11 protein-coding genes are annotated in these 12,644 nt (G+C 71.9%); 6 read left to right on the top strand and 5 right to left on the bottom strand.

All coding sequences use genetic code 11. From position 1 onward, the window contains the following. Positions 1 to 25: 25 nt before the first annotated feature. Complete coding sequence (locus tag J7E87_RS09070) at positions 26 to 853, bottom strand: lysozyme (RefSeq protein ID WP_215091870.1); 828 nt, start codon at positions 851 to 853, stop codon at positions 26 to 28. Between the two features lie 237 nt (positions 854 to 1,090). Here J7E87_RS09070 and J7E87_RS09065 point away from each other — a divergent pair, with 237 nt between their 5' ends. Further along, on the top strand, positions 1,091 to 1,573 hold the full coding sequence (locus tag J7E87_RS09065; protein ID WP_215091868.1) for a MarR family transcriptional regulator: 483 nt from the start codon (positions 1,091 to 1,093) through the stop codon (positions 1,571 to 1,573). Positions 1,574 to 1,665: 92 nt separating this feature from the next. Here the strand turns inward: J7E87_RS09065 and J7E87_RS09060 are convergent, their stop codons facing one another. Further along, entirely contained in the window at positions 1,666 to 2,454 is a 789-nt protein-coding gene (locus tag J7E87_RS09060) for a hypothetical protein (protein ID WP_215091866.1), read from the bottom strand. 312 nt (positions 2,455 to 2,766) lie between these two features. On the opposite strand from J7E87_RS09060, the gene J7E87_RS09055 reads away from it, so the two are divergent. Genes J7E87_RS09055 through J7E87_RS09035 form a run of 5 tightly spaced genes read left to right on the top strand, consistent with a single transcriptional unit; the run spans position 2,767 to position 8,344 of the window. Beyond that, positions 2,767 to 5,568 carry a nitrate- and nitrite sensing domain-containing protein gene (locus J7E87_RS09055; protein WP_374195153.1) on the top strand — a complete coding sequence of 934 codons (2,802 nt, stop codon included), beginning with the start codon at positions 2,767 to 2,769 and terminating at the stop codon, positions 5,566 to 5,568. Further along, entirely contained in the window at positions 5,565 to 6,047 is a 483-nt protein-coding gene (locus J7E87_RS09050; protein WP_215091862.1) for a roadblock/LC7 domain-containing protein, read from the top strand. Before J7E87_RS09055 ends, J7E87_RS09050 begins: the two co-directional genes overlap by 4 nt. After that, positions 6,044 to 6,457, top strand: coding sequence for a DUF742 domain-containing protein (locus J7E87_RS09045; RefSeq protein ID WP_215091861.1), 414 nt, complete (start codon positions 6,044 to 6,046; stop codon positions 6,455 to 6,457). Before J7E87_RS09050 ends, J7E87_RS09045 begins: the two co-directional genes overlap by 4 nt. Continuing rightward, positions 6,438 to 7,073, top strand: coding sequence for an ATP/GTP-binding protein (locus J7E87_RS09040; protein ID WP_215091859.1), 636 nt, complete (start codon positions 6,438 to 6,440; stop codon positions 7,071 to 7,073). Before J7E87_RS09045 ends, J7E87_RS09040 begins: the two co-directional genes overlap by 20 nt. 23 nt (positions 7,074 to 7,096) lie before the next feature. Beyond that, entirely contained in the window at positions 7,097 to 8,344 is a 1,248-nt protein-coding gene (locus tag J7E87_RS09035; protein WP_215091857.1) for a styrene monooxygenase/indole monooxygenase family protein, read from the top strand. Here J7E87_RS09035 and J7E87_RS09030 read toward each other — a convergent pair. From J7E87_RS09030 to J7E87_RS09020, 3 genes are all read right to left on the bottom strand, one after another. After that, complete coding sequence (locus J7E87_RS09030; RefSeq protein ID WP_215091855.1) at positions 8,305 to 9,459, bottom strand: C40 family peptidase; 1,155 nt, start codon at positions 9,457 to 9,459, stop codon at positions 8,305 to 8,307. The genes J7E87_RS09035 and J7E87_RS09030 overlap by 40 nt on opposite strands. Positions 9,460 to 9,598: 139 nt before the next feature. Continuing rightward, complete coding sequence (locus tag J7E87_RS09025; RefSeq protein WP_215091853.1) at positions 9,599 to 12,295, bottom strand: PQQ-binding-like beta-propeller repeat protein; 2,697 nt, start codon at positions 12,293 to 12,295, stop codon at positions 9,599 to 9,601. 37 nt (positions 12,296 to 12,332) lie between these two features. Continuing rightward, positions 12,333 to 12,608, bottom strand: coding sequence for a hypothetical protein (locus J7E87_RS09020; RefSeq protein WP_215091851.1), 276 nt, complete (start codon positions 12,606 to 12,608; stop codon positions 12,333 to 12,335). Between the last annotated feature and the right edge of the window lie 36 nt (positions 12,609 to 12,644).

Here is a 12,644-nt window from a genome sequence, read left to right as displayed (position 1 = left end):
GCGCGGGACGGGCTGCGTGCGCCGCTCAGCCGTTGGCGAGCGCCACGACGCGGTCCAGCGCGCCGTTGAACTTGTTGTGGTCGCCGACGATCGGTCCTGACGAGGTGTACTGCCACATCGTCTGGTAGGCCCAGCCCGCCGGGAGGGTGCCCGGCGTGGTGTTGTACCGGGCGATCCACAGCGGGTTGGCCGCGCCGAAGCCGCTGTAGTTGCCGGTGCACTGCGTCCACCAGCTGGTCGCGGTGTAGATCACCGCGTCCCGCCCGGTCCGCGCCTTGTAGCGGTTCAGGAAGTCGCGGATCCAGGTGACCATCCCGGACTGGGTCTTGCCGAAGCAGGCGGCGCCGTACGGATTCCACTCGATGTCCAGCGCGCCCGGCAGGGTCTTGCCGTCCCTGGACCAGCCGCCGCCGTTGTTCACGAAGTAGTCGGCCTGCGCCGCGCCGGTCGCGGTGTCGGGGGTGGCGAAGTGGTAGGCGCCGCGGACCATCCCGATGCTGTACGAGCCGTTGTACTGCTGCGCGAAGTACGGGTTCTTGTAGTAGGTGCCCTCGGTGGCCTTGACGTAGGCCCACTTCACGCCGCTGCTCCACAGGCTGGACCAGTTGACGTTGCCCTGGTGACTGGAGACGTCGACGCCTTCGGTCTGGGCGGCGCGACTGCCTGGCGGCAGGCCTCCCTGTCCGTCGTGGGCGATGACTCCCACACCCATGCGCGCCGAGCCGCGCGGGGGAGCGTCAGCGGCGCCGGCGGCGGCGGGGAGGGTGAGGAGGAGGGAGAGAACTGCGAGGAGAGTGCCGACCGCTGTCGCGATGCGGGAGCGGTCGGTCGATCCGGATCTGAGCACGGGCATAGCGTGCCTCCGAAGACCTCGGTGGGGGAGATCTGACGATGTGCCAGACATGTCGTGGCGGACTTTATGGTATGGACATGCCAGCTACGCCATGACGCTACGCACGTAGAACCTCCTTGTGGAAGGGGGCCGGCGTGCTGCCGTTGGTCTACGCCTGCGAAATACTGGCCGAGCTGCGGCAATGGCCGCCGCCGGAAGAAACTTTAAGGAACCGGAAAGCGCGCGAGGGGTGCTGACGTGCACGAAAGCGGTACAGAGAGTGAAGCGGACCCCAAGTACGGGAGTGGTGTGGACCACGAATTCCTCGCTCTGGAGCGGGAGTTGGCCGTCTTTCTGCGCCGGGCCCGGGCGACCTCCGGGGAGATGGCCCGCGAGGTCCACCCCGACCTCGAGCCCGCCGCGTACGGACTTCTCGTGCGTCTCGAGGATGCCGGGCAGCAGCGCGCCACCGAGCTCGCAGGCTACTTCGGCGTCGGCAAGGCGACCATGAGCCGCCAGTTGCGCGCCCTGGAGGAGCTCGGCCTGGTGGCCCGCGAACCCGACCCGGCCGACGGCCGCGCTTCACTCGTCCGGCTGACCGACGAAGGGCGCTCGCGCTTCCGGCGGGTCCGGGACGCGAGGCGCGACCGCTATATGAGCAAGCTGGCAGGCTGGGACCGCGGCGAGGTCGCGGAGCTGGCCCGGCTGCTGCATCACCTGAACCAGCGGGCCGAGAGCTAGGGATGACCGGGGCCGTCCAGCGGCCGGCTCGTCCTCGCCCCGTTACTTTTCCCCGGACTTCGTCCGGGGGCCCGGCGGCGGGCCCGAAAGGGTCAGAGCTCCGCGAAGACGGCCGCCGCGTCGTCGTGCAGTTTCCAGCGGATCACGCTCCCACGCTCCTGGGCCGAGATCTCCAGCGCCCTGACCCGGTCGATCAGTCCCTGTGGCCCCTCCTTGCGCAGCAGCCCCAGGCATTGGGCCCAGTTGCCCTCCGCGAACATCTCCACCCAGCGGGCCGCGCCGTCGGTCAGCGCGGCCACGGCCCGCACCTCGCCGCGGGGCGTAATGCCCGTCACCGCCCGGACCGCCACCCCCGGATCGGCCGCCGCGGTGAAGAACCCGCCCTCCGCGTTGCGCAGCGCGTCCGCCGAGGCGTGTGTTCGCAGGGACTCGCGGGGGAGCCGGTCGATACGGTCGTCGAGCACCGCCCGCACCTCCCCGTCCGGCGACTCCAGCAGCAGCGTCGAGTCGGAGAGCACCAGATGCTCCACGGGCTCCGCCGGACCGCCCCAGCGCGCCATGACCACCGTGGCCTGGGGCGTACGCACGTGAGAAAGGTCACAGGTGACACGATGGGCGTCCGCGGTGCGCCGGATTGCCTCCGAGAGGACCTCTGCCAGCGTCATATCCCGTCGCGAACCGGACAGTTCGACCAGCGCGCCACCCAGCCTGGCGGTGAACCACGGCACACCGTGCACACATCCGTCGTCGCCCGCGGGTTGCGTCACACCGTCCAGCACCACGAGCGATCCGCCCTGACCGGAGCCCGGCAGGGCCACGGCAGCCCAGTCCTCGTTGGGGCGTTCGGGCGTGCCGGGGGTGGTCGCGAGTTCGATACGCATAATCCCCAGTCTGCATGACTCCTTCACGAAGCCCGCATGGCCACGCAATTGTCCCGTACATGCAGGTCAGGGCGTGTTCGGCGGCTGCGCGGCGCAGGTCCTCCCGGGTGCGGGCGCGCATCCTGCCAAAGCCTGGCCGGAAGATCCAGCCGGTGCCCCGCGCGTTGCCGTATCGGCCCCGGTGGCGACTTGTTCGCCAACTCCGCAGTGATGTTCACTCGTTTCCGTACCAGGGGTAGCCCTCGCGTGTGACCGGTCGTCATCCCTGGTCCGGTTCATGGGCGAACGAGTCGAGCAAGATTGCGAGCACCGGTGCAGATGAAGCGGCCTCGGGGCAACGGCGGCAGGCCCATTGGAACTCCGGAGGGATCTCCCGGCGGCCGCGCCGTGAGGGTACGAAGCCGTCTGGTGGCAGGAGTCGCCGCGGTCAGCCTCGTCGTGATCGCGGCGGGCACCCCCGGCGTCCTTGCCACCTCAGCCGAACTGACCGAGTCCCAGGACCTGGTCACCCTCGCCGGGCTGAACCGCCAGGCCGTCACCCTGGCCCACTCCCTCGCCGACGAACGCGACGACGTCACCGCGTACATCGCGGCGGGCCGTGACGACCAGAAGGGTGACAAGGAGGAACGGCGCGAGATCTCCGCCAGCCGCAGCACCCGCGTCGACCGGCAGATCGACGAGATCCGCGGCGCTGTCCCCGGCGACCACGCCGAACTGCGCCGCGACCTGTCCGCCGTGCCCTCCGTACGCCGTACCGCCCTGACAGGCAAGGGCACGGCGATCGAGGCATACCGGGCGTACTCCGCGGTCATCACGAGCCTGCACGCCCTCGCCGACGAGCTCGCCGAAAAGACCCCGCCGCGCGCCGCCTCGGGCACCCGCGCACCCGCCGCACTCGGCCTCGCAGTCGAGCAGGCGTCCGCCACCCGTGGGCTGCTGCTCGCCGCACTCTCCGTGCCGCGCAAGGAGAGCAGCCCGAGCTTCGACCCGATCACCGGACTGCCCGTCCAGGACGAGAGCGGGGACGACGGCGAGAGCGACCGTACGCGCAACGCGCTGAGCGCCGCCGCCCAGCAGTCCCGGGTGCGTGAACTCGCCGCGCTCGCCGACTTCGACCAGGCCGCCGGCAAGGAGGCCCGCAACTCGCTGGCCGCAACCGTCACAGGCTCCGAGGTCAAGACCGCCGAGCGCTATCTCGCCCGGCTGACCGACCAGCCCGAGCTCTCCTCGGCCGACCGCAAGTCCAACCGCGAGACTCTCGAATCCTCGCTCACCGCCCGGATCGAGCAGATGCGGGGCGTCGAGTCGTCCCTCGCCACCGGGCGGATCGAGCGGTTCGAGCAGCTGCGCGACGACGACGTCACCGCGCTGGAGATCCGGATCGCCCTGCTCGGCGGCCTGCTGATCGTCGCCATCGGCGTCTCGGCCGCCGTCGCCCGTACGCTCACCCGGCCGCTCGCCGTCCTGCGGATCGGCGCGGCCCGGCTCGCGGCCGCCCCCGAGGTCGAGGAGCCGGTCCGCTTCACCGGCCGCAACGATGAGTTCGCGCAGGTCGTACGGTCCCTGAACACCCTGCACGACAAGCTGCGGGACCTCGGCGTACGAGCCGAGCGGCTGGACAGCGACCGCGGCGACCTGGCCGACTCCCGTGACGCGCTGGCCGCCGAACTCGCCGCCGGCCGCGCCGAACTCCAGGCGCGCGTCCAAGAACTGACCGCCGAGCTCGAACGGCTGCGGAACACCGTCCAGCAGACCTTCGTCAATCTTTCGCTGCGCACGCTCGGCCTCGTCGAGCGCCAGCTCGGCGTGATCGAGAAGCTGGAGGAGCGCGAGCAGGACCCGGAGCGGCTCGCCACCCTCTTCAAGCTCGACCACATGGCCACCGTCATGCGCCGCCACAGCGAGAACCTGCTGGTCCTCGCGGGCGCGGAGCACGGACACGGACACGCCGGCCCGGTCCCGCTCGTCGACGTACTGCGCGCGGCCGTCAGCGAGATCGAGCGGTACGAACGGGTCATCATCCAGTCCCTTCCGCCGCACGGGCAGGTCGCCGGATTCGCCGCGGACGACCTCAGCCATCTGGTCGCCGAGCTCCTGGAGAACGCCACATCCTTCTCGCCGCCCGACGCCCAGGTCGAGTTGTCGGGCTGGCTGCTGGAGAGCGGCGAGGTGATGCTCTCCGTGCAGGACACCGGCATTGGGATGACCACCGGGCGGATGGCCGAGCTGAACGCGCGACTCGAGAACCCGCACGCGTACGAGACCCGGGCCGGCCGGGACGGCGAGGGCCTCGGGCTGCGGGTGGCCGCCCTGCTGGCCGCACGCCACGGCGTACGGGTGCAGCTGCGCGAGCAGAAGCAGGGCGGGATCGCCGCGGTCGTCGTTCTCACGCAGGCGCTGCTGCCGGCCGGACCGCCGGCCGCCGAGACGCACAGGGTGCCGATGGCGGGCACCGGCGGGTCGCCCGCGCAGCATCTGCCCGGGTCGGTGGCGGAGGCCAACTCCAATGCGCTGCCGGGCAGTTCGCGCCGAGTCGACCCCCTCGTGGTGGCCGCCGAGCAGGCGATCCGGGCGGCGGGGCCGGACGTGCACGAGCGGACGGCCGACGGGAACCCTGAGAGCACCGAGGTCGAGGAGGCGACGTTCTCGATGCGCCTGCCGGAGCAGGTGACCGAAGAGCCGGTCGCGGCGGCGGTGACCGAAGAGCCGGTCGCCGCGGCGGAGCCCGAGCCGGTGGCTCACGCAGAGCGCGAGCCGGTCGCCCAGGCGGACGCCGTGCCGTTCGCCGAGCCCCGGCCGTTCGCCGACCCCGAGCCGGTCGCCGAGCCGGTCACCGAGCCCCAGCGGGCTGCCGGGGCGCGGCCCGCCTGGGAGCGCGTCACCGACAAGGGCCTGCCCAAGCGCACCCCCAAGGTCGTCAAGCCCGCCACCGCGCCCGGCGAGCGCACCGGCAGCGTCGACGCCGACGCCCTGCGCCGCCGCCTCGGCGGCTTCCATCAGGGCGCGAAGAACGGACGCCGCGACGTCGAGGCCGAGATCGCGGACCAGACGAACACGGAAGCAGGCACCGAAGCAGTAGAGCCGGGGGACACAGTCGAGGAGGCACGCAGTTGACTGCGACCGGGACATTCGGCCTGAGCAGTGCAGCCCGCAACCTGCACTGGTTGCTGAGCAATCTCGTGGAGGAGGTGCCAGGAGTCCGCTCTGTCGCCGTCGTCTCGTCCGACGGACTGCTGCTGCTCTCCTCCGACCCCGCCCAGAACGCCGCTCCGGCCGCCACCGGCCGCCCGGACGGCCCGAAGGGCTCCAGCGCGGACCTCGCCACCATCATCTCCGGCATCGGCAGCCTCACCATCGGCGCGGCCAGGCTGATGGACGGCGGCGGTGTCAAGCAGACGATGGTCGCGATGGAGGAGGGCAGCGTCTTCGTCATGTCGATCAGCGACGGCTCGCTGCTCGGTGTGCAAGCCACTCCCGACTGCGACATGAGCGTCGTCGCGTATCACATGGCGCTCTTCGTCGGCCGCGCCGGACATGTCCTCACCCCCGAGCTCCGCAGTGAACTACGCAAAACGATGGAGAGCGCTCAGTGACGCCCGCCGCTGAACCCGCCCGAAGGCTTCCCGTCCGCGGCGAGAGCCAACGCCCGGCCCGTGTCCGCCCCTACTCACTCACCGGCGGCCGTACCCGCTTCGGCCATGTGCTGCTCGTCGAGACATTCGTCGCCGCGCTCGAAGCCCCCGAGGAGCGCAGGGAACTGCCCAAGGGCGACCTTTCCTCGCGCGTCATGCCCGAGTTGCGGGCGATCGTCGAGCTGTGCCGCCGTATGCGTACCGTGGCCGAGATTTCGGCCTTGCTGAAGATGCCGCTCGGTGTTGTCCGGGTGCTGCTCAGCGACCTGGCCGACCAGGGAAAGATCCGCGTGTTCGGGACCGGGCGTGACTCCGGCCAGCCCGACCGCGCACTGCTCGAAAGGGTGCTGAGTGGACTCCGCCGCCTCTGACACGCTGCTTGCCCGGCCCGGTTCGCAGCCCGAGGAGGAGCTGCAGGCCTGGCAGTTGGACCACACCCGGGCACCGACCGCGACCAAGATAGTGGTCGCGGGGGGCTTCGGCGTCGGCAAGACGACCTTCGTCGGCTCGGTCTCCGAGATAACCCCGCTGCAGACCGAAGCGCTGATGACGCAGGCGAGCGAGGAGACGGACGACCTCACCGCGACGCCCGACAAGCTCACCACGACCGTGGCCATGGACTTCGGCCGGGTCACGCTCGACGAGGATCTGGTGCTGTACGTCTTCGGCACGCCGGGTCAGCAGCGTTTCTGGTTCATGTGGGACGACCTGGTGCGCGGCGCGATAGGCGCGGTCGTGCTGGCCGACACCCGCAGGCTGCCGGACTGCTTCCCGGCGCTCGACTACTTCGAGAGCAGCGGCCTGCCGTACATCGTCGCCGTCAACCACTTCGAGGGTTCGGAGTTCTTCGAGGCGGACGACGTGCGGGAGGCCTTGACGGTGCCGCCCCGCGTACCAGTGGTGGTCATGGACGCGCGTAACCGGATCACGGTGATCGAGTCCCTGCTCACGCTGGTCGCCCACGCTCTCGAAGCCACCCCCGAATAGCTACGCAACGGAGAACACCCGCCATGCGGAAGATACTCATAGTCGGAGCCGGTCAGTCCGGTCTCCAGCTCGCCCTCGGACTCCAGTCGCAGGGCTACGAGGTCACCCTCATGTCCAACCGCACGGCCGACGAGATCCGCTCCGGCCGGGTCATGTCCACGCAGTGCATGTTCCACACCGCGCTGCAGCACGAGCGCGATCTGGGCATCAACTTCTGGGAGTCCCAGGCCCCGCGCATCCAGGGCCTCGGCGTCTCCGTCGCCGCCCCGGACTCCAGCCGCGCCGTCGACTGGGTCGGCAAGCTCGACGGCTACGCCCAGTCCGTCGACCAGCGCGTGAAGATGGCCGGCTGGATGGAGACGTTCGCGCAGCGCGGCGGCCAGCTCGTCATCCATGGCGCGGCGGTCTCCGACCTGGACTACTTCTCCCGGACGTACGACCTGGTGATGGTCTCGGCGGGCAAGGGCGAGCTGGTCTCGATGTTCGGCCGGGACGCTTCGCGCTCCCCGTACGACGCACCGCAGCGCGCGCTCGCCGTCGCCTACGTCCACGGCCTGGGCCCGCGCCCCGAGCACCCCGACTACGACGCGGTCCGCTGCAATCTGATCCCCGGCGTCGGCGAACTCTTCGTGATGCCGACGTACACCAACACCGGCCGCGCGGACATCCTCTTCTGGGAGGGCATCCCCGGCGGACCGCTCGATGCCTTCCAGGGGGTCAAGGACCCCGCCGAGCACCTCTCCCTGACGCTGGAACTCATGGAGAAGTTCACGCCCTGGGAGTACGCGCGGGCCACCAAGGTCGAGCTGACCGACGCGAACGGCACGCTCGCCGGACGGTACCCCCCCACCGTCCGCAATCCGATCGGCCGCCTCCCCGGCGGCGGTCTGGTCCTCGGCGTCGCGGACGTCGTCGTCGCCAACGACCCGATCACCGGGCAGGGCTCCAACTCGGCGTCCAAGTGCGCCGCCTCGTACCTCGCCTCGATCACCGGGCACGGTGACCGGCCGTTCGACGAGGCGTGGATGCAGTCCACGTTCGACCGCTACTGGGACACCGCGCAGCACGTCACCAAGTGGACGAACGCGATGCTCGGCGTCCCGCCGGAGCACGTGCTGAACCTCATCGGCGCGGCCGGCGGGCTCCAGCCGGTCGCCGACCGGTTCGCGAACGGCTTCAACGATCCGGCCGACTTCGAGAACTTCTTCTTCGACCCGGAGAAGGCGAACGCCTACCTGGCCGAGGTGTCCGGAGCTCCCGCCGCGAAGTAGCCGTCGTCCTGCCCCGCCGTTGCTCCCCTGGGAAGCCGCGGCGGGGTATAGCTGCTCAGCGGACTGCCGTCCGGGTCCGGGCGGACCGCGCCGATCAGCGGATTGGCCGCGATGGGGGAGACCTTGACCTTGGTGCCCGGGCGTGGGGCCTGGACGACCTTGCCTTCGCCCAGGTAGATGGCCACATGGGTGGCCTTGGGGTAGTAGATCACCAGATCGCCGGGGCGCAGTGCGCGCAGCGAGACCTTCGGGAGCTGTGCCCACTGCTCCTGGCTGGTCCGCGGGATCTCGCGGCCGGCCCGCGCCCACGCCTGCGAGGTCAGCCCCGAGCAGTCGTACGACTGGGGGCCCTCCGCGCCCCAGACGTACGGCTTGCCGATCTGCTCGACCGCGTACTTGAGCGCCCGCCGGCCCTGCGACGTCGGTGTGCGCCTACCGCCGAGCACGCCCGAGGCCAGGAGCTTCTCCTGGGCCTTGGCCGCGTTGGTCCTTTCCAGCGCAGCCACTTCGGCGATCTCGTCGGCGGAGAGCGAGGCGAGCATCTTCTCGACGTCCCTCAGCTGCGCGGTCGCGTCGTCGCGCGCCTTCTTCTGCTTCGCCGCCAGCGTCAGCTCCTTGTCCAGCGCCTCGCGGGACAAGGCCGCCAGCCCGGCGGCCCGCCTCGCGCCCTCCTTCAGGCCGGCCATCGTCGCCAACTGGTGGGCGGCCGCGCGCTCGATCAGATGGTGCTGGTCGAGGGCCTGTTTCGGATTCCGGGAGAGCAGCAGCCCCAGGTACGAGGAGAGCTCGGAACGGCCCCGGTACTGCTCGCGGGCCAGCCGTCCCGCGTCGGCGCGGGCCGCGACGACGGCTTTACGCGCGCCCGCGAGCTGGCGGGCCAGCCTCGCCGTCCGGGCTCGCTGTCTCCTGAGCTCCTCCCCCGTTGCCTTGTACGTCTCGCCGGCCTCCTCCGCCTGGCGGTACAGCGTCTGAAGCGCGGTCAGCATCCCGGAGACGGTCGTGGGCGGAGCGGGTGCGGGTGTGGGCGCGGGTTCGGCGGCAGCCGGTACCGCCGCGACGGCGGTCGCGGTCGCCAGCGCAGCCGTACAGACGGAGTGGAGCAACCTGCCTGTCACTTCATCACCTCCGGCTGCGGGGTGGGCCGTCCACCCCACTGCCGATCATGCGAGGGCGCGTGGGGGAGTGCCCCGCGAGTGGGCGGATCGGCCCAATGCGCTCACTCGTCGAGGCGGAGCGCGGGTCGCTTACGGCGTGTCAGTCCACCGGCAGCGCGTAGAAGGTCCTCTCCCGCTGGACGACTAGATTCCGGCCGTCGCCACCCGGCAGGGGGACATAGCGGGGGCCGCCCGGGACGTCCTTCACGCCCGCCTCCTGGAACTTCCACAGCCGCCTGCCGTCACGCGCGGCGAACGCGGTGAGCTGCGCGCCGTCGCCCGCGAGCACCGTGCCGCCGCTCGCGCTGAGGGCAGTGGCGGGGACGCCGTTCCAGACGGGCGCCTCGGTGGAGCGCTGCCATTGCCGGCGGCCGGTGGCTGTGTCGATGGCGTACACCTGCTGGTAGCGGTTGGCGACGTACAGCACGGGGCCGCGCAGGGTCCCCTTGCCGTAGGGGAAGATTCCGCTCTGGCCGGCGGCGGGGATGGCGGCGGCCAGCCGCCACAGCCGTGCGCCGGTGCGGCTGTTGTACGCCTGCAACTCGCCCGCCGCCGCGGCGAACAGCCTCTCCGTCGTATCGCCGAGCACGGCGGCGGCGGGCACCACGCCGGGCAGCGGCAGTGACTGGCGCAGCTTGCCCGTCTTGCGGTCGAACGCCAGCAGCACGGACGCGCCCTTGGACGCGGTGCGCTGCGCGGGGGTGAGGGATGCCGCGTCCTGCCGCACGACGATGTCGGCGGGGCGGACGGCGATCAGGTCGTACCGGGGGATGTGCGGGGGGAGGCCGTTTGCGACGGGGGTGCGCCACAGCCACTTGCGCGCGATCAGGTCGTACGCGAAGAAGTACGTGGCGAGCGCGGCGCCCTTCTTGACATGGCCGGTCACCCAGAGTGTGCCGGCGTCCGAGCCGGTGACGCTCCCGAGGGTCAGGGTCTCGCCGGGGCCGGCGAGGGTGGTCTTGGCGACCCGGTGCCTGATCTGCCCGTCCAGCGCGGAGATCCACAGGAAGTGAGTGGCGCCGTTCACGAGACAGAGCGCGTCATCGACGGGCACGGCGCGGGAGGGCGAGGCGGCCTCCTTGAGCTGCCAGAGCCGGCGTCCGGTGCGCAGGTCCACCCCGACGGCCTGGTCCCTGCCGGTCAGCAGGAGCACGCGGTCGCGCCAGAGCGTCGCACTGGGCGGTGCGTCGCCCTTCTTGCCGGGCTGCTCGTACCGCCAGGCGGGCTCCGGCGGCATCCCCGCGACGCGGGCGCGCCGGGGAGCGGGACGGGCCTTGGGCGCGACCTCTGATTCCCCGTCAGTGACGGCGTACACCCCACCGCCACCGAGCGCGATCCCGGCGACCCCGGCGGCGATGCCTGCGAGCAGGGCCCGCCGGTCCGGCTTGGCGGGGGCCGGGCCGGGGGTGGGCGCCGGTGCGTACGCGGGTACGGGCAGGGCCTGAGGCATGGGCGGGGCGCTGCGCGCGGCGGGCACCGCGAGGGCGGCGGTCATTCGGTGACCGGGCGTCTCGTTCGGCACGGAGACGCTGCCGCCGAACGGGTCCGGGCCCGCGACTCGGCCCGCTACTCCGGCGCCGGCCGCTTGCTGCGGGACGACCACACCGAGGGACGCGGCCTCACCGCCAGGGCGCTGCCCGGCCACCGCGTCCCCGGCGCCACCACCCGGCGGCGGCCAGTTGCTGCGGGAGGTCGCCTGCGCGGGCTCGGCGCCTGCGGCATGCCGTGCGGCCATCGCGTCCATGGTGGCCGCGCTGTCACCGGGCGTCGGCTGCCTGCTGTGGGAAGTTGCCTGCGCCGGTTCGGCACCGGCGCCTGCCGCATGTTGCCGGGCCACCGCGTCCACCGGACGCTGCCCCGCCACCCTCGCTGCGATTCCCGCGTTTCCGGCCGGCCGGCCGGGCTCCCGCATCGCGCCCGGGCCTGACACCCGCAGGCTCTCCACCGCCTTCGCCTGTGACTCCACCGCCTTGAGCAGGCTCGGTGGCAGCCAGCCGTCCCGCGCCAGTGCCGCCGCGCCCTCCAGGGCCAAGGCCGCCGCCGTCGTGCTCGCCGACGGGCGGTCCTGCGGGAGCTTGGACAGGCAGCTCGCCACCAGCGGGCGCAACTCGGCCGGCACCCCGCCCAGTTCCGGCTCCCCGTGCGCGATGCCGTCCGCGGAGCCCAGCGGGGTGGTGCCCGTCGCGGCGTATGCGAGAAGCAGGCCCAGGACGAAGATGTCGGAAGCCGGGCCCGGCTCCGCGCCCGTCGACTGTTCCGGAGTCAGATAGCCGAGCTGTACGGACAGTTGCCCGCCGGGACCGGCGTGGGCCACCGCCGCCGCGCCCAGCGCCCCGAAGGCAGTCAGCCGCGGGCCGTCCGACGCCAGCAGCACCGTGTCCGGGGCCAGGCCGTGCAGTACCGCACCTGTGGCGTGCACCCGGGACAGGGTCTCCGCCAGCGCCGCGCCCAGTATCCGTACCGCCCGCTCCGGCAGTGGCCCGACCAGCGCGATCGACTCGCGCAGGGTCAGCGCCGGGACGTACGCGCTCGCCGTCCACAGTTCCTCGTCCGCGCCGGATCCGAGCGGCTCGGGCACCCACCCGCCGGCCAGCCGTTCCGCGGTACGCGCCTCGGCCTGGAAGCGGCGCCGGAACGCCGGCACCGCGGCCAGTGGGGGCCTGGCGGCCGAGACCACAACGGCCGTTTCGTCGGTCCCGGCTGCCAGATAGCGGACGCTGCTCGCCGACTCCCACAAGCGCGCCAGCGTGGCGTAGGGGCCGAACTGGCGCGGATCGTCCTGCTGCAGCGGCTCCATGGCGAGCATCCCCCCTGGCGAAAAGGTCCTCGCGATCTTATGGCGCGCCCTTCGGCTTCGACCAGGGCCACTTCAGCGCGCGTCGCTCCTTGCCGTCGGGGGCGTACTCGTACTTCCAGCCGCGCCGCAGACCGAGCCGCCTGGTGTAGCCCGCGGGGACGCGCCGGTACGCGTACACCGTCGGCGGCGTGTCGTCGTCGCCCGGCACGGGGACCTCGTACCACTTCGGAGGATGCCCGGTCGGCCCGACCAGAACCGGCAGCACGCGCCCGTCCAGCGGCCCGCCCACGAAGGGGGTGTTCTCACTTCTCACACCGCCAGTCTCACGCAGGCCCGCGGCGCCGCCGGC

This window comes from Streptomyces sp. ISL-1 (assembly GCF_018614585.1).
Taxonomy (GTDB): Bacteria; Actinomycetota; Actinomycetes; order Streptomycetales; family Streptomycetaceae; genus Streptomyces; species Streptomyces maoxianensis.
The sequence above is the reverse complement of the archived record's forward strand: the minus strand, read 5'-3'. Positions and strand labels throughout refer to the sequence as shown.